This is a genomic window from Coleofasciculus sp. FACHB-1120, assembly GCF_014698845.1.
In the GTDB taxonomy this organism is placed as follows: domain Bacteria; phylum Cyanobacteriota; class Cyanobacteriia; order Cyanobacteriales; family FACHB-T130; genus FACHB-T130.
In genome coordinates this window covers 19,399-39,616 of sequence record NZ_JACJTV010000005.1, presented here as the reverse complement: position 1 = coordinate 39,616, position 20,218 = coordinate 19,399, and the positions used below count along the sequence as shown (strand labels likewise).

The window sequence follows — 20,218 nt, the reverse complement described above, 5'->3', positions numbered from 1 at the left end:
TAAAGAGTCATCTTTTATAAAAAAGTATCCCACGAGGCTCTTAAATCAAAAATCGCACCTTGCCTTAAATAAGGTGCGATTCTAAAGAAAATCTTTATTTTTTTAAAGGTTTCCGCAAGTTGCCTTAACAAACTGCAAGGTAAGCTTGCTACCGTTTATTTTATTCATACAAGCAGTGCCTTTTCTTCTACTGGCTGTTGGGCAGTAGGGACATTCTCTTCCTGGGACACAGATTCTTGAGAAGAATTCACAGAACATTTGAATGGCAGCGCTTCCGGTATTTTCACCGTTTCATCCTGCCAGCGCATCATTACTTCGAGACGTTCCCAAGAAGGCGCGAATGCTGGAAGTGCTAAAGAACAGGCTCCCCAACCGCCTCGAACGGGCACGCCAAGTTGTTGACAAAGACCACCACGACGCCCTTCCGGGTTATAAAACCGACAATACCGACAAGCAGAAGTTACAGTATTTAAGGTCTTCATGGGAGTCCTCTTGAGGAGAATTTTTATCTATGCCTAATCTTAAAATTCCCGATTAGCGGTTGTAGTGTTAGGAATTAGGTAATCTATATTCCCCGTCTATGTTCTAGCGATCCCCAAGTATAAATACTGATTTAGATTTTCTTTAGCTTTTGGTCATAGACAGATACATAGAGCATTAAAAACAGACACATTTATCTAAAGCGTTTAGTCTCACGAACAATACTATTTTTTAACAAAACCCTATGGGGATCAAGAGAAACATTGAAGGTATTCGTTCTCAAAAAAAATAAATTTAGCTCTTTAATTCAGTCTTTTATCTCTTGATTTAAATGGCAAACTTTGCATTTCTCAACTAAATCTAGATTTTTTCTCCGAAAATTCTCTGAGTCAGCCTGAGTCGGGTAAATAAAATCATTACATTGCCTGCCACTACTGGGGAAGAAAAGGGCAAGTAAGCACGTCAGAGTACGGGCGAAGCCATCAGGAAATAAAGTGACGCTATAAATCCAGGGCAAGGGCACAAACGCTTTGCCTGAGAAGGCTTTCGCACAGAAGGCTACACAGCGGTCTAAGTTACAAGATGTAACGGGGAGGAAACTGACATCTGTTACGTAAGCTACAAAACAACTTCACATTCCGATTTGAATGAGGGACTAAGCAGCTAAACCTGAATAAAATCAAGCAATGCAGAGGATTCGTAGGGTATGAGGGGTGCCACTACAGAAAGCAAGTGTTTCCCGCGACCTACGACCAATCCCTGTTTCGGCTCAATTGCACCGAATCTACTGAAAGCTAGCCTTTCCATTGCCTGATCGCACACAGGGCACACACAGCCCAGCGTTGGAGTTCTCCTGGAGGGGTGGGACACTGGCACTGGGGGCAAAGCGGTGAATGTTGCGATCGCTCTCGCACTCCCTCCGCCCAGCGTTGAAAAGCTTCGTGGGGTTCTTTCGGTTTCGTCTTCTGGCTCAACGACGGTGAAGAGGTTCCCTCAGCAACTCGACTAGGATGCTCTTGCCACGCCAACAATTGTTCCTGTGCATACCCGGAACGACTCGAACCAGACTTCTTCTGCCACTGAGCCGTCGAAAAGCGAATATCAACCAAATTGCTACCTAGATGGGCATTCAACTTTTGCAAGATCCGCTGACGCTCAAAAGTCAGCGTTTGTGCCCAAGCAGCGCTGGATGTAGCAACCGACAAAACGCCTCTCGATATGGAAATCGGTCGCGTCTGAGCTTGTACCGCCACTCCCACCACCGAAGGCCAACACTGAAGTAACCGCTGAAATTCTTGACCAGCCTGCCACGCCGCCTGATTTTCGATAGACCCTAAGATATGATGAAGAGATTTAAAAGACATCCTACAAATCCCCCGCTAAATGGCAGAACGATCCGTCCTCATGCTCGATCGTACTCAAAACCAAGACAGCAGATTCGGGTTACGGTTGCCTTGAAGCAAAAAACAGCGTGTAATAAAGAGATCCGTCAGCTCTCGAAGATTCGTCAGTAGCTAAAGCTATGAGTCAAGGTCATTCGGTTGAGTCTTCTACCCGCCCCTCCCCCGCCCAGTCCATCAACCCAGCCTTGCAGGCAGCTCTGGGCAGTCTCGACGTACAGCTAGAAGAAGAATTATCTCGATACCGACGCGAACGAGGGGGACGTGGGACGTCGCCTGCCCCTCGCATGAATCACGATCGGGTTCGCAACAAACCTATCGATTTAATTTCTGTGACGGCTACAGGTGGCAGGAATCAATCGCCCACCCCACCGCCACCACCCCCGTCGCCAGCTGCCCCACCACCAGCTGCCCCACCACCCCCGCCGCCAGCCAGCGTTCCACCACAGGCAGCCAATCTGGAAGGCAAAGGAGTTGAGACAACCATCCAGAATCAAAACCAGAATCAAACATGGTATACACCGCCCGGACCTGCGTCATCTTTTGACTTATCGGCTCCCTCGGCGGAACTAGCAACCCTCACCACGCCGCCCCAGGAGCCAGATTGGCATCCAGAACCCGCAGCAAATCCACCGGAGTTCGTTAATCCAACTGCAACCCACGTCCCTCCAAATGACTATCTGGAATCTTCCGAACAACTTCTGCGAAGTTTGGTGGAAGAAGAGGCGTCAACGCCTCGTCGCTCAGAACGCAGTTTTCTGGATAGCCTGCTGACTCCCCTAGGGGTTGGTTCCATGTTGTTGTTGCTATTTTCAACTGCCACCTTAGGCTATTTGGTGACGAATCCGGGCAGCCTCAGTTTTCTGGGTTTTGATCGCTTCGGGGAGTCAGAGACGCCCACTGTTACTCAAAATCCAACTGCAACAACTCCAACTGCAACAACTCCAACCACCAATGCCCCAGCAGCCGGAGCTGCGCCAAGCGGTCCAAACCTGGCGACTGACGAATTTGTGGACGTAAATTTGGATACCCTAAGCACTTTGCCATCTTCCAGTCCACCTCCAAGATCCAATGTGGCAGGCTTACCCAAAACCCAAGTAGCGGTGCCAACAATTTCCCCGTTACCCAGTTCACCTACCCCCGGCAACTCCTCGGCTGGGCAATCTGGCTCGGTGCCGCTCCCAGGTCTGCCGCCAGCGGCGACAGTGCCCCTTACACCCGCCAGCCCTCTGCCAGGATTGCCACAACGGCTCCGCTCTGGACAACCGAGCGTACAACCGAGTGTGAAACCCTCCCCGACTGCTGCGGCAACTCCTGCGCCGAATCCAGAGGGCTTCTACTATGTGTTTGTAAAATACAATGGCGAAAGCTCCTTGCAACAGGCGCGAAAGGTGGTTCCCGATGCCTATTTATCACCAGAAGGCACTCAAATTTATCTCGGTGCGTTTAAGAAAGAGTCTCAGGCTCAAACATTAGTCAAAGAGCTTCAGACACAGGGGATTTCTGCGGCGGTCGATCAGCCTTAAGCTGGAGGTGGTTGAGTTGGAAAGTAACCTAGCATTCTGTTAACGTTGCTACTGGGACTGCGATGCCCTAAGAGGGCGACTGCTTTTAGGGGTTCGCTGCCGTTTTCACGATCGCGTGACCGCGCTCTACTGAACCCGTGCGTTGTGAATGGAGAACTGACATGGGATTGATCGACCGCATCTTGCGAGTAATTCGAGCCAACATCAACAGTCTGATTGGACAAGCGGAAGATCCAGAAAAAATCCTGGAAGAAACGGTCATGGAAATGCAGGAGAATTTGATTCAACTGCGACAGGCGGTAGCTCAAGCGATCGCTACCCAAAAACGGACTGAGCGACAATGCAACCAAGCGCAGTCTACTTCCCAAGAATGGTACAATCGCGCCCAACTAGCACTGCAAAAAGGTGACGAAAACTTAGCTCGTCAAGCCCTCACCAAGCGCAAATCCTATCAGGAAACCGCAGAGGCAATGCAGGCGCAGATCGATCAGCAAAATCAAGTCGTCGGCAGGCTCAAGCAAGATATGCGATCGCTAGAAAGCAAAATCTCTGAAGCCAAGACGAAAAAAGATATGTATATCGTCCGCGCTCGTTCAGCTCAAGCATCTGCGAAAATTAACGAGATGCTAGGTGGTGTCAACACTGCCAGTTCCCTGACCGCCTTCGAGCGCATGGAAGAGAAAGTCTTGCAACTGGAAGCACAGTCAGAAGCGATCGCTGAACTCGGAAGCGATGACCTGCAAAAGCAATTTCTCTCCCTGGAAGATGCTGGGGATATTGATACCGAATTAGCTACTATGAAAGCTCAGCTGAGCCAAGGCACCGAAGCACCGCAACTGCCGTCTAGTCAGCAGGCACTTGACCCTAGCCAAGATGCCGAATTACAAAAAATCCGATCCCAACTGGAAAGTTCTTGATCTGGAAACTACCGCTTTGGACTAGAAGTTTCTAGACTAGGAAGAAAAGTGTTGGGTCTTTAACGATTCCTGAAGGTTGCCCAAGTCACTCTTGCCTAGCGCCCTAGACTAGAAATGGGGTTTGGAACAATTGCCGACTACTGCACCGATGGAAAATCTGACCTCCTAAATTGAACTTGCTCAAGGCTACGAAGAGAGCCTGGAAATACCTACATTAGTACACGCCAAGAGGATAAACAGCGTCATGGGATTATTCGATCGCATTAGCCGAGTCGTCCGAGCCAATCTTAACGATGTGGTCAGCAAGGCTGAAGACCCAGAAAAAATTCTGGAACAGTCCATCATCGATATGCAGGAAGACCTGGTGCAGTTGCGTCAGGCTGTTGCCAGATCCATTGCCAGCCAAAAACGGACTCAGCAACAATACAACCAAAACCAAACTGAAGCAAACAACTGGCAACAACGTGCCCAGTTAGCTCTACAAAAAGGCGATGAACATCTCGCTAAAGAAGCGCTGATACGCAAGAAGTCAAACGCTGACACTGCCGCTACCCTAAAAGCTAGCTTGGATCAGCAAACCACTCAGGTGGACACCCTCAAGCGCAACCTAATTGCCCTAGAAAGTAAAATTTCCGAAGCCAAGACCAAGAAAGATATGCTCAAGGCACGGGCACAAGCTGCCAAGGCTCAGGAGCAGTTGCAAGGCGCAGTCGGACGGCTGAATACCAGCAACGCGATGGGTGCTTTTGAGCGGATGGAAGAAAAAGTTTTGGAACTAGAAGCTCGTTCCACGGCGGTTGGAGAGTTGGTAGGGAATGATTTAGATCAGCAATTTGCCATGCTCGAATCTGGCAACGATGTTGATGACGAATTGGCAGCAATGAAAGCGCAGTTGGCTGGTTCTTCCACCACTCAAGCGCAACTACCGGCAGGAAACCCAACCACTTCCTCTACCCCTAAATCTAATTCCGCAGTTGACAACGAATTAGAAGACCTGAAAAAGCAATTGGATAACCTGTAGGCTCCTGCACTTTTCGATAATTTATCTACGAATCAAAGCTCTGATAGACCGCTCTGCATCCATTTGACACTCATTGGTGATGGGATTTGGAGCGTCTATCTTGCCATAATTGAATGACTTAAGGCAAATTACACTGAGGCAAGCACCCTGAAAATAAATTTCCGGCTTAAAGCTAAACTAAGCTTTAGCTTACTTGTAAGTCTTTGAACCCATTGAAACGGATTTTAGCTTTTAGATAGACAAAACTTTAGTTTAGGGCTGAAGTCAGCGACATTCCTCTTAAGTTAGTGCCATTCGACTGAAGTAGGCGAATGCAATTAAATTGAAGATTTTTGTAGGTTGAACTACCTGCGTTCGGGTGTGTTTTCTGCGTTGAGGAGCATGGCAAGTTGAAGATTTTAGGATGACTTTTCGCTTGCTGGCGTGCATTTTAGCTAAAGTGAGCATCATTGATGCCATAGGGGTAAAGATTGGTGATGCCGAGCATGCCCAAGTCGGTGATTTAATTTTGACAAAGCCGTGAATCAGTTGTTAGTAATTAGACATAAGTTCGCTTAAAAAATAAACTTCAAACTACTTGAAATAAGAAAATACAGATACAACTGTCCAGATTACAGCTCTGAATAAAGCTTTTGTACTCATCAAGTGCGATCGCAAATTTCCTTGATGTACCCCCATTCCCAACGAACCGCCTGAGGTACTGTATTACAATCAATAAGGCGTAAACCTTGATTGCTTTCCTGCCCACTGGCAACGGTTTTGAATACCGTGTTAAGTAGGTGAAGCAATAATATAAATGTCAATCGGGGGTGACATGAGCAGCACAATCTCAATTAATGATGCAGAGTTTGAAACAGAAGTCCTGAAAGCCACTCAGCCAGTATTAGTGTACTTCTGGGCGTCTTGGTGCGGCCCTTGCCGCCTCGTAGCACCAGCCGTGCAAGCCGCTGCGGAAACTTATGGCGATCGCCTCAAGGTCGTGAAAATGGAAAGCGACCCCAATCCCGAAACTGTGGCAAAGTACAAAGTAGAAGGTCTTCCAGCTCTCAGGCTGTTTAAGGACAGTGAGGTGATTGAATCTTATGAGGGAGCGATTGGGAAGCAGAAATTAATGAGTATCCTGGAAACTCACCTGTAAACAGTCAGTAGTCATTCGTCATTAGTCATCGCTCGGTGAGAGACAAAAAACACCGGACAACAGACTAAGGACTAGCGACTAAGGACTAAGGACTAAAGACTAAATATGCAGTTCGCCAAGCGTTTACAACCCCTGCAAACCAATGTGTTTGCCGATATGGATCGGGCAAAGGCAACAGCCAGGACAGCGGGACAAAACATCATCGATCTATCGCTGGGTTCCTCCGATTTACCGGCGTCAGATCGGGTTATCGACGCGATCGCCCAATCTTTATCTGACCCCAAAACCCACGGCTATTTGCTGTTTCACGGCACTCAAGCTTTTCGTCAAGCTGCCGCTCGCTGGTACACCCAGAAATACGGGATTCCGGTTGACCCGGAAACCGAAGTGCTGACCCTGATTGGTTCCCAGGAAGGCACCGCTCATTTACCCTTGGCAGTGCTGAATCCAGGGGATTTTGCCTTACTGCTTGATCCAGGTTATCCATCCCATGCGGGAGGAGTTTACCTAGCCGGTGGTCAAATTTGCCCGATGCCACTACGGGCGGAAAATGGGTTTTTGCCGGTGTTTGAGGAGATCCCCTTGCCGGTTTTGGCTCAGTCACGGATGATGGTACTGAGCTATCCTCACAATCCCACAACTGCGATCGCGCCCTTATCTTTTTTCCAGACAGCGGTTGATTTTTGCCAGCGTCATAATCTAGTGCTGGTTCACGATTTTCCCTACGCCGATCTCGTATTTGAAGACGTTGCGGTTCCCTCGATTTTACAAGCCGACCCCGAAAAAAGCGTCTCGATCGAGTTTTTTACTTTATCGAAGTCTTATAACATGGGCGGCTTTCGCATTGGCTACGCAATTGGGAATGCAAATCTGATCCGCGCCTTGCGCCAGGTGAAAGCGGCAGTTGATTTCAACCAATACCAAGGAATTTTGAATGGAGCGATCGCTGCCCTGAGTGGCTCTCAAGAGGGTGTTAAGGCGGCAGTTGAAACCTTCCGCCAACGCCGGGATGCCTTTGTCAAAGCGCTTCACAGAATTGGCTGGGAGGTTCCTACCCCATCTGCCACCATGTATGTTTGGGCTAAATTGCCAGAACCGTGGGCACAGGACTCCATCGGCTTTTGCACCCATCTGGTAGAAACTACTGGCGTTGCTGCCTCACCCGGTGCCGGTTTTGGTAAATCTGGAGAAGGATATGTACGGTTTGCGTTGGTACACGATCCAGAGGTATTAGAAATGGCGGTTGAAAAGATATCCCCAGTAATGTCTAAGTGAAAATGATAGCGATCGCTGCCTAAAACATCTGCAAGTATAAGACTTGCGCCTGACAAGACTTAACGCCTGCCCCTCGGTGCCAAGTAAATAGTCAAATTAAATGCACAATAGCTGATTAGCTTCACCTCAAAAAGAGAGCGGAGCTATTTTTTTGAAGCGTTCAACATAACCGTAAATTTACGGTAAATTTACGGTCAGTTCTTTGAAATCTCTATAAATTTCGCGAAATAAGAAATAACTGGAAGTACAAAATCTAGTTAGAAACAGTAAGTTTTTAGGCAGTTAATGCAGCCTAGATTCAAATAGATGCTTTGTCTTCAGCACTCAGCCTTATCAGAAAGCGGTAGCACCAGACGGACAGAGGCGATCGCTTGCCTCTGGAACAACTAAAGACTGGCAATGCCCCTAAAGGTTATGTAGCTTAAATGCCGAATAGCTTATGCTCCTGGAAACTACTCTTGACAGAATTTCAATTTTAGATATCTTCCTGATTTTAGGCTTATGTCTGTGATTTACCTGTATTCTTACGGTCAGTATACGGGGAAATCAAATCGTTTTTCCCCTCCAATCTTTTACTCAAACTTTACTAGAGATCATCAAAAGTTTACTAATTAAGACAGATTATTTGAATATATTAGATACAGACAGGCAAATAACAAGACCAGGCTAAAAAAACGGGCTATTTATCATAGTTCCTGCTTATTTAGAACTGTGAACCCCGATCTAAAACTGACCGCGCCCTAGCTACTGTGCGCGTTATCAAGCAAAACTCATCTAGACAGAAAACTTGTGGAGACACACAAAATGACAGGTACTATCAAGAAAATTTTGCTCAGCGCTTCAGTGTTGGCAAGCCTCAGTGCGATCGCTAGCGCCCCAGCATTTGCTGGAACCCTCACAGGCGCAACCATCACGGGAACTGACATCATCAAATATGACTCGAAGGATGGTTATACCTATGCCAATCCATCCGCTGATTTGACCAATATCTTGAGTGGCGATAGCAGCAATCCCACTGGAAACGTAGAGCTATTTTCCAGCAGCGAAAATAACACATATAAAAGCCTGACCGCCTTTAAAAACGCTCCGGTAACTAGCTTGAGCGGAATGATTGGCGGCAAAAATATTACCTTCAGCAGTCTGACAGGGCTAGACTGGTTTACAACTGACACGGGTTATACTACAGCCTATGGAGCGTCAAACCTTGCTAACAAGTGGTTTAGCGAATTCGTCAGCAAGGCCGGGCAAACTGCAAACGCATTGTTGTATAACGTCTTTTTGAGCAGCGGCGGATTCCAAAAATCAAGTGACGCCAATATCTCTTATGTCAACCAAGACGATGCTACTGGCAAGATTAGCTTTGGGCTAGCGGGTCACAGCGATTTAAGTACCCTTTATTCTTTTGTGCCAAAGGGCTTCCAAGCCAGCGAAGTTGTCAAAGTCACCTATGAGGGGAAGACTGAATATAAATACAACTTCTTTGCCACAAACTCTGGACTGTATGAAAAAGGTGAGTTTGACAAAACAGGCAAAAAGTCCTCACACACCGGCAACTACGAACTGACAATTGATGGGGTTCCACCCACAACAGAATCAGTTCCCGAACCCTCAGCGATGCTGGGTCTGCTAAGTGTAGGTGGTTTCTTTGCTGCCAAGCGCAAGATGCTGAAAAAAGCCTAAATTCTGCAGTCACTGCGGTTCTATATAAAAAGCTAGCAGTGTCAATGGTTCGCTAAGAATCGTAAATTTATCGGCACCGTCACTAGAAAGAGGCGGGCCGATTTTTTCTTTATACAAACATCACAGTAAATTTACGGTATCTTTACCAACTTCCCCGTAAATTCAACTAAGTTATGACAGATACAGTAAAAAAATAGACAAATATACTGAGGGTGCCAAGAAGTTCAGTCGCACCAGAAATAGGAAACCGAAAATACGCCTGAATGTCTGGTTGCGGTTGCTGTAGAAAAGCACAATCCTAGAACTGATGGAGACGTCAAAATGTTTAAGAATGTAAAGTTATCAATCGCTACTGCGGGACCAGCCGTTGTCACTTTTGGCACAATTGGTATGTCTCCTGTTGAGGCAGCCCAGTTGACAAAACTCGATTATGTTGGGCAGGTTGATGCCACTGTTTCTTCATTCCTTGGGACAATACCTTTCACTCTAGATGTAGACAAGAGCTACATTATCGATAATCTCAGCGGTAGGCTGCAAGATGAAGGAGATTCAGAACTAACCATAGATAATCCTTTCAGTTATTTAGGAAATTATTTTGGTAGTTACCTCAGTAATAATGGTTCCATCAATTCTTTTAGCGGTTTTGGCTCCATCTTCAAGGGTTTAAGCTATAGTCAAACCGATTTTCTTTCTACATTTAATTTCTCTTACAACAAGATTACCGATATCTTGACTGTCAAAGACTATGAGTTCGATAAGATTAAAGTGTGCCTAAGTGGTACCTGTAATATTTCTGGTGAAGGTTCTGCATCGGGTACTGCTTTTGGATCTATACCTGTTCAGGCATCTGTGAATTTCAAGGTTTCCCAGACGGCAACACCCCTCGACGTACCCGAACCTTCCGCATTGTTGGGTTTAATTGGTTTGGGTGGGTTCTTTGCTGCTAAGCGCAAGTTGCAAAAAGCAGCATAAATTTTGCACTTTTCACAGTCTTAGGCTAAAAAAAGGGAGCTATCTGCTCCCTTTTTTTGTTGTAATTTAAGCGTTGCTTGCAATCCGGAATACCACCTCATTTCTCACTGTTTACGGTAAGAGATAAATTCCATTTTTACCCACTTCTTTTAGGCATTTTTCCAAGTGATACCATTTCACCAATTACCTCAAACAGATACTTCTGTAATGGAGGAACCCCCTCAATCCCCGGTTCACGGAACAAGGCAAGATTCACTCTCCCCGTACCCCCTTCAATCTCCTCGCTTTTCGGAGCAAAGATAAGGAAGAATTCTGATTCATGAGGGTTGGAGTAGAGTTCTCAATGGTAAATAATGTTTTTAAAAACGAGATGCGCCCGAAGGCAGTGTTCCTAGAATCCTTGGTCTTGGAGCTTCTGGAGCATCATGGGAACGAAACAGCTAACTTGTTTAGGAGTCTAATTTGAACAACTGAGGGATGAAAAGATGCTTTTCAGGCGTCACTCGTCTCGCACTATGTCCGGCTTGATCTGAAGGGTTTGTTTACCATAAAGACGCCATTCATGACCTCTGGAACAAATCATCAAAATTGTCTTGGCAAACTACTCGCTTATCTGAATTCATTCTGACTTTGCTGGGAGTGCTATATATTACAACGTTGCTGAAACTTTTTCAGACACTAGGAATTCCCTTAGCCTGACATACCCTAAGCCATACTGAAAAGATAAGTATCCTGCTAATACCCCAGCACGTCGATTTTTAAGTTCGCCTAAACCTGAACTTTGATCGAATGGAACTAAAATAAGAGCCTTGAGGTAAATCTCTCACCTTAAGCTTTCAGCCTGTTAAAACAGGTTGAAAGCTTTTGCTTTGGCAGTATTTGGGTCAGTTTTAACTGACTTTAGCTCTTAGCCCGTTGCCCAAGAAGGTTACCATTCGCGTTCCCGTTAGCGTTCGCGAATGGTAGGGTACTTTAGTTCAGAGGATGTCTGAAAAGTTTCTATTGCTACGTTGCGGCACCTTCGCTCCCTCTAAATCCCCCTTCAAAAGGTGAACTCATGAGTTGATTGTCCGCCTTTTTTCTAGCGTAGTGGCGCTCTCTTCGGGGGGCTGGGGGGACAAAAACGAATTTTGACACTTCTCAGACAGTCTCTCGGGGCAAAAGTTAAGTGCCATTCAACTTTGATCTATTGTTAATCGAATAACTTATTAATAAAGTTGTAGCTACACTGAGTGCAACGGATTCACTTAATGATCGTATCAATTTTAACTATCTTCCCAGGCAGATTTAACGGGAGCGGTGAGACTGAACGCTCAAAATTCAACTCGAATTCAGACTTCAGTGCTGAATCGTCTCCTAAACGAATTTTGCTCGTTGAGGATAACCAAACGAATCGACAGCTGCTAAGCGACTATCTTGGTTATCTGGGATACCAAGTTTTCTCCCTAGCAGGGGGGGCTGATTTTTTTCAGACGATGGCTGACTTTCAGCCTCACTTAGTTTTGCTAGACTTAAAGTTACCAGACATTGATGGCTATACGCTACTCCAGCAAATCCAACAAGGGTCAGACTGGCTCCACATTCCCGTGTTTGTCGTTTCCGCTTATGCTTTTCAAGCAGATGAAGAGCGTGCCATTAGTTTGGGGGCACGTCAGTTCTTTGTGAAACCTGTCAATCTAGTTTCTTTGAGACAAGCGATTGCAGAAGAAATTCGTTAACGACTTCGTAAACTTCTGGGAATTAAATCAATCGTTATTTACTTTTATTTTCGTTAATATATTTTTCCACAGTGAGGCTTAGATTTTGCACAGAAGAACTGATTCCCCTAACCTGAGATTCTACTTGTGCCAATAACAAAATCACTGTTTGGAGTTGGTTGAGCGTGTCATCCATAGCGTTCCGATATTGAGTCTCAAACTCTTCCATTTTCATAATTTGAACCAAGGGGAGGTGACTTAGCAAAAAATGTTGTTGTAGCAGCATTTTAAAACCAATCTCAACCTAAAAGTTGAAAGATTGGCATTATTCGTTATAACTTTATCTAACCTGGTAATGACTTCAACAAAGCTTAACTAATTTCCGGAAAGATATGCAGCTTTTAAGAATAAAAAATAATGCGAATTTTTACTGAGTCGGGAAGTCGATAAAAACATGAAGTACGGATTTACACTGATATTTGAAATTAAATAAAAATGGTTGTTACGAAATTTTACGAGGCAGGAAATCCGTTACTGTTTGTTCAAGGGCGTGATCTAAAAATTAACAACTGCTGCTGTCAAGGAGTGTATATAGGATGACAGATCCGCAAATCCTAAGAAATGGGAACGAATTATTTCCCACCACAAATCAAGCTGGCTATCTATCGGCTGAAGGAGCGATCGCATCTACAAAAATTCTGCCGCTTCTCAAAGAGCCAGAGCGCCTGGAAAGCCGTCTGAAAGAGATTCCGCCAGAACCAGGGGTCTATTTTATGAAGGATGTGAGCGATCGCATCCTCTACATTGGCAAGTCGAAAAAATTGCGATCGCGAGTTCGCTCTTATTTCCGCGACTCTCAAAAATTGAGCGATCGCATTATGATGATGGTGCGGCAAATCGCAGAAATTGAATTTATCGTCACCGACACTGAAGCCGAAGCACTCGCCCTAGAAGCCAACCTAGTTAAGCAGCATCAACCCTACTTTAACGTGCTGCTCAAAGATGATAAGAAATATCCCTATGTCCTGGTTACTTGGTCGGAAGAATATCCCCGCATTTTCATTACTCGCAATCGGCGTCTGGGAAAAGAGAAAGATAAATATTACGGTCCATTTGTCGATGCAGGTTTGCTGAGAAACACGTTACGAATCGCAAAACGGCTCTTTCCAATCCGCCAGCGTCCGCAACCTTTATTTAAAGATCGTCCTTGTCTGAACTACGATTTAGGGCGGTGTCCAGGCGTATGTCAAAAGTTGATTTCACCAGAAGAATACCGCAAAACAATCCAAAAAATCGCGATGGTTTTCCAAGGACGAGCTGGAGAACTGATTGATATTTTAACGGCGAATATGGAAAAGGCAGCTGAAGAGCTAAACTTTGAGGCAGCAGCTCGGATGCGCGACCAAATTGCCGGGTTAAAGTCTTTGAGTGCAGATCAGAAAGTGTCTTTGCCAGATGACACCGTTTCGCGGGATGCGATCGCTCTCGCGGCTGACGCCCAACACGCCTGCATTCAATTATTCCAAATGCGTGCGGGAAAACTGGTTGGTCGTTTAGGCTTTGTGGCGGAAGCTCAATCGGGGACGCCGGGAGCGATTTTGCAGCGGGTGTTAGAGGAACATTACGCAAATGCGGAGTCCGTAGAAATCCCGATAGAAATTCTAGTGCAGCACGAGTTGCCAGAAGGGGAAATGCTCACAGAATTTTTAACTGAGCGAAAAGGGCGAAAAGTAACGCTACTTGCTCCCCAACGGCAAACCAAGGCAGAATTGATTGAGATGGTAGAGCGCAACGCTCAGTATGAACTAGTGCGGATGCAACGATTAGGCGATCGCAATACCCAAGCAATGGAAGATTTAGCCGCCATTGTTGACCTACCCGACTTACCCCACCGGATTGAAGGTTACGATATCTCCCACATTCAGGGAGCCAATGCTGTCGCGTCTCAGGTAGTCTTCATTGACGCTATACCTGCAAAGCAGCACTATCGCCACTATAAAATTAAAAATCCCACCGTTACTGCCGGTCACTCGGACGACTTTGCCAGTCTTGCGGAAGTTATCCAGCGACGTTTCCGCAAGTATGCCGAAGATCCGCAAATGCAGCGAGTTGGGAATCCCGATTGGCCCGATTTAGTAATGATTGACGGCGGGAAAGGTCAGCTTTCATCGGTTGTCGCCGTACTGCAAGAGATGAATTTAATGGAAGACTTGCGAGTTGTTAGTCTTGCCAAGCAGAGAGAGGAGATTTTTGTACCCGGTGAGTCTTCACCGTTACAGACAGATGCAGAACAACCAGGGGTACAGTTGTTGCGGCGACTGCGGGATGAGGCGCACCGATTTGCAGTCAGTTTCCACCGTCAGCAGCGCAGCGATAAACTGAGGCGATCGCGTTTAGATGAAATCCCCGGATTGGGCTTTCAGCGACAGAAACAACTTTTAGCGCATTTTCGTTCCATTGATTATATCCGCGAAGCAACTCCAAAGCAGCTAACTGAGGCTCCTGGTGTTGGCCCTAAGTTAGCCCAGGAAATCTACGATTATTTCCATCCGGCTTGAAATGCCAAAAGCGATTCACCCTGATTTCAATAGCAATCTTAAGTGATTCATGAAATCCTCTGCTTTCTCTCCCTCTCTTACTTCGCGTCCTCTGCGTCCTTGGCGGTTCGTTAAAAAAATATCTTACAAATCAAAGAGGATTGCTGTAGACAAAATTTAAACCGTAGAGGACGAAAGAGGTGAAAAGCCGTATCTTCATCGGTTTGCTAATAGTTCTAGCGCCCTTCAAGGTGCTAGCTGACGAAGCACACCCACGTTTATTTCTAACTCAAAGACGGCTCGAACAAATCCGATCGGCAATTCGGGTGCCGCGATCGCATCATCAGCAAGCATTCGATGCCCTGAAAGCGCGAGTAACCCAGAACAACTGGCGCATTTATGATGGCAACCCGAATGACGGCAACTGGAACTATGCCCGTTCCTATCTGGCACGGGAAGCAGCGCTGTTGTACTTATTGACAAATGAAAATGAGTATGCACAGATTGCCTACCAAGCCCTCTACCTCATCCACCGAGATCCAGACCCGGATAACCGCCTGCCGGAAGCGCAGTATGGGCTATCTAGGGCGACGGTGGGACAAAATTTTGCGATCGCCTATGATTGGGCGTATCGCGGTTGGACTCCACAGCAGCGAGATTACATTAAAGACAAAATTAACATCGCCCTCGATACTTGGGAGAATTTCCGCCACCCCAACCTCAGTAATCCAGCAATGGCTTCTAACTGGGTAGCAGTCTGTCGGGGTGGGGAACTGGTGATGATGCTGGCTGTGTACGAGGAAGGCAACCGCGCCAAGCGATACAGTCAGCTCAAGGGGTGGCTAAAAACTCACTTACTCAACGCTTACGGTCAGTTGGGCTTAAGTCAGGAAGGGATTGGTTATGACAGTTATGCAGGGATTTTTTTAGTTCCAGCTGTTTATGCCCTCCGGAGTGTTGGGGATGCTGACCTTGACGCCGATTTTGCCGCGCGACATTTCTGGAAACTGGTCATGTACGCCGGTGGATTTATGATGAATGAATCGGGCGATCGCTACTTTCTTCAATCTGGCGTATCCGGTGCAGGCATCGGTGACGAAGGCTGGACGAGTCTCCTCCTGGGATCGGTACCCCCACGCTTATTGCCTTTCTACCGCTACTTTTACGATCGGCACATGGGAATAGATGCCCCAGGTACCCCAGCCGAGAAATTTGACAAACAGAGGGGCGCAACGATCTGGTCGCTAATCTATTACCCAGAAAGCGCCCCTTCCTTTAATCCAACAGGTGTGTTTCCCTCGTCTGTGGGGGATGACAAAAGAGGAGCTTACTTTTTCCGCGATCGCTGGCAAGATGAGAACGATATCCTCGTGTCGGTGATGGCAGATACCGATCGCCACCAGAATGCTTGGGATCAGTCAGAAGCCTTCCAACTTGGCTTACTTGCCTACAATACTCATTTCATCGGAGGACCTGCCAAAGTTTCTGGCAACCCTGCTACTTTTAGCACCCTCTTAGTGGACGGAAAAGCGCAGCGCGATCGCGGTACAACTGGAAAAAGTGAATTTTTCAATTCCACCCCAGATGGCGGTTACGTCATCATCGACGGTGGGGAGAAATACGCCAGTTTGGGCTTAAGCAGCGTCAAGCGCCACCTCCTGGTCAACTTTTCTAAAACTGATTCTAAAACTGATGGTACAGCGGTACTGGCAACACTCGATCGAATTCGGGATAAACAGAAGCATACCTATACCTGGCAGCTCAACCTTGGAGACGAGAAAGGCGATGGTGGTGTCTCTGCAACGGTTGGAATGGAAGGCGGTTTGCCAACTTTTTTGCTGCGCGGCGATCGAGACAGTTACCTCAAAGGCTGGGTGCTGCACCCGAAGGCGGCGCTAGTGACTACTGGCGATCCGTTGCAAGTCAGTATTTCCGGCGCAAATACCGAAATCTGGATCGCTACCTTTGTCGGCAGGGGAATCCCGCCTGTGGCAACTATCACGGGGACGGGGATGGCAGCTGTGCTGGACGTGGGCAAGGTGCGAGTCCGCTATGACGCAGATGCCAATCGAATGATCGCAGAATCCAGAGGCGACTTGAGAGAAGTCGGCAAGAAATTCCCCAAACAATAGCCGCAGTTGTCGCAGCCACTTCCCCTGTGTCACCCTTCTGGGAAGAACTAGGATAGACTCAACCTGCTGAATCCTGCCTGGGTATGATCTACTGTCTCAATCCTAATTGCCGCGATCGCCAGAATCCAGACGATTATAAATTTTGCCAAAGATGTGGCTCTGTACTATTACTGAGAAAACGCTACCGCATCCTCAAACCGATTGGCAGTGGCGGCTTTGGCAGAACCTATCAGGCAGTAGATACTGACTGTATGAATGCGCCCTGCGTGGTAAAGCAATTTTTACCCTCCTCAGAGATTCAAGCCAATCCGAAGGCGCTGGAAAAAGCAACCGCAATGTTTAACCAGGAGGCACTGCGATTGTTTCAACTGGGAGAACATCCCCAAATTCCCAGACTGCTGGCTCACTTTGAAGAAGAGAAACGCCTGTATCTGGTGCAAGAGTTGATTGCGGGACTCACTTTACGTCAAGAATTAGCAACTCAGGGAGCTTTTAGCGAACAAAAAATTAGACGGCTTTTGGCTGAGTTCCTGCCCATCCTCAAATTTATTCACGAACGTGGGGTGATTCACCGGGATATCAAGCTAGAGAATATTATGCGTCGTCACCGAAACGGCAAATTAGTCTTGATTGATTTTGGCGTCTCCAAACTGGTGACAGAAACAACGATGGGAAAAGTGGGGACAACGGTCGGTACGCTAGGATATACGCCGATGGAACAAATGCACGGTCACGCCTACCCTGCTAGCGATCTCTATAGTTTCGGCGTTACTTGCATTTGTCTGCTTACCCAATCTCTTCCAAAATTAGATGGTTCTGATGGTCTTTATGAACCGCTAGAGTGTCGCTGGATGTGGCGCGAGCGTCTGCCAGATGGCACAACTGTTAGTCAAGAGTTAGGGCAAATCTTGGATAAACTGCTTCAGCCTTTACCGAAGGATCGCTATAAATCTGCCTCCGAGGTTCTGCAAGCCTTTAACTCTACACTTGCTAAACCTTCGGATGTTAGGGTCACGACTGTACCCACGATGGCTTCCTCCCCCGCTCCTCTCAGGACATCGGGCATAAATTACAGCAAACTGCGGGATTTCCTTACCGCCCGGAACTGGAAGGAAGCAGATCGGGAAACACGAATGCTCCTGCTTAAAATTTCCCATCGAGAACCAGAAGGCTGGCTGAGAGTTGAAGATTTTCAAAAATTTCCCTGCGAACACCTCAGTACAATCGATCGACTCTGGGTAAATCACAGCGACGGGCGCTTTGGCTTTACTGTCCAGAAGCGCATTTGGGAAAAGATTGGCGGAAAACCTAACTTTGACTATGCCACTTGGTGTCGTTTTGGCGACCAAGTGGGTTGGCGTGTCAAAGGCAATTGGTTAAATTACTCGGATCTCACTTTCTCCGGAAATTCTGCCCCATCGGGTCATCTTCCCGCTGGGGGATTAGAAGAGACTGGATTGGGTCGCTGGGATTTGGTATGTTCTTCTCTGGTGGCAAGACTAGCCAAGTGTAAAATTTGCTAATGGCGAATGGCTTCTTGGCAGTGATTCATTCTGAGAAACGTCTCTCAAATAACTTAACACTACACTTATTTAGGCTGAGGGGCATAGCAAGGCGATGCCCCTACAGAACGTGCCCCTACGCAAGAAATCGGGGTGAATAAATCTACGCTCCTTAATAAAGACGACTTAACACATACTCAGCCATGTCAATTAGCGCTTGACGGCACTCCGAGTGCGGTAAATCTGCCAATTGTTGAACGGCGAGTTGGGCATGATGTGCGGCTAATTCGCGCGATCGCTCAATCCCCTGACTTTCTTCAATCAAGGCGATCGCTGCTTCTAAATCTCCCGCCTCTGTAAACTCTCGCTCAATGAGCGCCTCCAGGTAAGGTTTTTCTTTTAAGGCAAATAACACGGGTGCTGTCAGATTGCCACTTTTTAGATCCGATCCCGCTGGCTTACCCAAAGCTTCTGTCGAACCCGTGAAGTCAAAAATATCATCCACAATCTGGAAAGCCAAGCCGAGATGACGTCCGTAGCGATATAAATTTTCTGCTGTCTCCTGGGAGACATCACTGAGTAGTCCAGCCGCCTTGGCACTGTTAGCAATTAACGAGGCGGTTTTGTAGTAACTCTTCTCTAAGTAAGCTTCGAGGGACATACTGGCATCAAAGCGATTCAGCCCTTGCTGAATTTCTCCTTCTGCCATATCCATAATCACTTCTGAGAGCAGTTTCACTACTTCTAAGTTATCCAAATTTGCCAAATACCAAGATGATTGGGCAAATAAGAAGTCTCCCGCCAACACAGCGATGCGATTGCCAAACCGGCTATGAACCGTGGCAATACCGCGTCTTACTTCGGATTCATCCACCACATCGTCATGTACCAGACTAGCGGTGTGAATCATTTCTGTAATTTCTGCGAGACGTCGGTGACGTGGGGTAATGTCTTGATCCAGCATGGTTGCCCGCGATATCAGCAGGACGATAGCGGGTCTAACGCGCTTTCCTCCTGCCCCAAATAAGTGTTCTGCCGCCGCATACAGGATGGGGTGACGGGCACCGACCAGCTTTTTCAAATTCTCCGTCAGAACACGTAGGTCTGATTCAACAGGGGCAAAGAGGGAGGTCACTGAGGTCATGGATCAGCTGACTCTGGCTTAATAGTTACGAAATTTTACATTCCTTTCCCTTATTTTAAGCTAATGCTCCCCCACAGGGAAGTTTTGTTCCTTAGAAGATGCTCCTATCGCCTTTTTTTGAAATTGTATCGACTTGTAAAGTATCTAAAAAAATCCCTCCTACCCCTTGGGGATCTTGTGTTACTCTAGTATGTAAGGATTTGAAAAGCTTAATAACTTACTGAGCCAAAAAATTACAGAAAACACTTACGTGTTTGTAATAAATTGGCAAACGATGGCGGATTTTTGGTAGGCGGTAGCATTTCCGGCTTCCTGCATCTTTTTCTAGCGCTAATGCCCTAGGAAAACTAGCCATCTCAAAATAAAGGACTTTCAACAGGCACTGTAGATTAGCTTGCTATCTACGGAATTGCTGATAAAATCCCCAGACTCTTTTTATCAATTTTCTGGGGTGTTCGTTAAATTTCAGGATTTTTGGGGGCGATCGCGACCTCCATCATTCCTATGGATAACCCTATTCTCAAGCCAGCCATGTTCTCAAGTTTTGACTTGTGGGCGTTCTCTTAGAGAAAAAACTTCGTATAAAAAATTACATTCCGCTACTTGTGATTGTGCGACACTATGACGTATAATGATATGCCTCTGATTATCCCGGTTTTAGCTACTGGTTATTTATTAACCGTTTACCTGCTGTTGATTCTGGCGCAGCGAACTGTGAAAGGTGCGGGTAGGACGAAGTCCGTACCCTAGCGATCGCGACAGTAATGATTAGCAGTTTGCGGCACGCTCACCTCATC

At 46.8% G+C, this 20,218-nt stretch carries 16 protein-coding genes; 12 read left to right on the top strand and 4 right to left on the bottom strand.

Going from position 1 to position 20,218, the window contains the following annotated elements:
* Nucleotides 1-164: 164 nt before the first annotated feature.
* Entirely contained in the window at nucleotides 165-482 is a 318-nt protein-coding gene (locus H6H02_RS07185; protein ID WP_190816084.1) for a hypothetical protein, read from the bottom strand.
* Between the two features lie 792 nt (nucleotides 483-1,274).
* Nucleotides 1,275-1,844, bottom strand: coding sequence for a DciA family protein (locus H6H02_RS07180; RefSeq protein WP_190816083.1), 570 nt, complete (start codon nucleotides 1,842-1,844; stop codon nucleotides 1,275-1,277).
* A gap of 158 nt (nucleotides 1,845-2,002) precedes the next feature.
* Here H6H02_RS07180 and H6H02_RS07175 point away from each other — a divergent pair, with 158 nt between their 5' ends.
* The 8 genes from H6H02_RS07175 to H6H02_RS07140 all read left to right on the top strand — a co-directional run bounded on the left by H6H02_RS07175 (nucleotide 2,003) and on the right by H6H02_RS07140 (nucleotide 12,127).
* Entirely contained in the window at nucleotides 2,003-3,406 is a 1,404-nt protein-coding gene (locus tag H6H02_RS07175) for an SPOR domain-containing protein (protein WP_190816081.1), read from the top strand.
* Between the two features lie 161 nt (nucleotides 3,407-3,567).
* Nucleotides 3,568-4,323, top strand: a complete 756-nt coding sequence (locus H6H02_RS07170; protein WP_190816079.1) for a PspA/IM30 family protein — start codon at nucleotides 3,568-3,570, stop codon at nucleotides 4,321-4,323.
* Nucleotides 4,324-4,567: 244 nt separating this feature from the next.
* Nucleotides 4,568-5,344, top strand: coding sequence for a PspA/IM30 family protein (locus H6H02_RS07165; protein ID WP_190816077.1), 777 nt, complete (start codon nucleotides 4,568-4,570; stop codon nucleotides 5,342-5,344).
* Between the two features lie 814 nt (nucleotides 5,345-6,158).
* Nucleotides 6,159-6,482, top strand: coding sequence for a thioredoxin family protein (locus H6H02_RS07160; RefSeq protein WP_190816075.1), 324 nt, complete (start codon nucleotides 6,159-6,161; stop codon nucleotides 6,480-6,482).
* Between the two features lie 105 nt (nucleotides 6,483-6,587).
* Nucleotides 6,588-7,757 (top strand): LL-diaminopimelate aminotransferase, encoded by a 1,170-nt coding sequence (locus H6H02_RS07155; protein WP_190816073.1) that lies wholly within the window; start codon nucleotides 6,588-6,590, stop codon nucleotides 7,755-7,757.
* 804 nt (nucleotides 7,758-8,561) lie between these two features.
* Nucleotides 8,562-9,437: an NF038130 family PEP-CTERM protein gene (locus H6H02_RS07150; protein WP_190816071.1), complete on the top strand. Its 876-nt coding sequence runs from the start codon at nucleotides 8,562-8,564 to the stop codon at nucleotides 9,435-9,437.
* Between the two features lie 321 nt (nucleotides 9,438-9,758).
* On the top strand, nucleotides 9,759-10,409 hold the full coding sequence (locus tag H6H02_RS07145; protein WP_190816069.1) for a PEP-CTERM sorting domain-containing protein: 651 nt from the start codon (nucleotides 9,759-9,761) through the stop codon (nucleotides 10,407-10,409).
* Nucleotides 10,410-11,659: 1,250 nt separating this feature from the next.
* Nucleotides 11,660-12,127, top strand: coding sequence for a response regulator (locus H6H02_RS07140; protein WP_190816066.1), 468 nt, complete (start codon nucleotides 11,660-11,662; stop codon nucleotides 12,125-12,127).
* Nucleotides 12,128-12,161: 34 nt separating this feature from the next.
* Here H6H02_RS07140 and H6H02_RS07135 read toward each other — a convergent pair whose 3' ends face one another.
* A complete protein-coding gene (locus tag H6H02_RS07135) occupies nucleotides 12,162-12,335 on the bottom strand; it encodes a hypothetical protein (RefSeq protein ID WP_242040602.1) in 174 nt (57 codons plus the stop codon).
* Nucleotides 12,336-12,702: 367 nt separating this feature from the next.
* On the opposite strand from H6H02_RS07135, the gene uvrC reads away from it, so the two are divergent.
* The 3 genes from uvrC (at nucleotide 12,703) to H6H02_RS07120 (ending at nucleotide 18,298) form a co-directional block, all read left to right on the top strand.
* Nucleotides 12,703-14,664, top strand: a complete 1,962-nt coding sequence (gene uvrC / locus H6H02_RS07130; RefSeq protein ID WP_190816064.1) for an excinuclease ABC subunit UvrC — start codon at nucleotides 12,703-12,705, stop codon at nucleotides 14,662-14,664.
* A 179-nt stretch (nucleotides 14,665-14,843) separates the two neighbouring features.
* Nucleotides 14,844-16,775, top strand: coding sequence for a hypothetical protein (locus H6H02_RS07125; RefSeq protein WP_190816061.1), 1,932 nt, complete (start codon nucleotides 14,844-14,846; stop codon nucleotides 16,773-16,775).
* Nucleotides 16,776-16,858: 83 nt separating this feature from the next.
* Nucleotides 16,859-18,298: a GUN4 domain-containing protein gene (locus H6H02_RS07120; protein WP_190816059.1), complete on the top strand. Its 1,440-nt coding sequence runs from the start codon at nucleotides 16,859-16,861 to the stop codon at nucleotides 18,296-18,298.
* Nucleotides 18,299-18,449: 151 nt separating this feature from the next.
* On the opposite strand, the gene sds is transcribed toward H6H02_RS07120, so the two are convergent.
* The gene (gene sds, locus H6H02_RS07115; protein ID WP_190816058.1) at nucleotides 18,450-19,421 is read right to left on the bottom strand and encodes a solanesyl diphosphate synthase; all 972 of its coding nucleotides are present in this window, start codon (nucleotides 19,419-19,421) and stop codon (nucleotides 18,450-18,452) included.
* Between the two features lie 621 nt (nucleotides 19,422-20,042).
* Between sds and H6H02_RS27550 the strand changes: the two genes are divergently transcribed.
* Nucleotides 20,043-20,171 (top strand): hypothetical protein, encoded by a 129-nt coding sequence (locus tag H6H02_RS27550; RefSeq protein ID WP_277922526.1) that lies wholly within the window; start codon nucleotides 20,043-20,045, stop codon nucleotides 20,169-20,171.
* The last annotated feature ends 47 nt before the right edge of the window (nucleotides 20,172-20,218 follow it).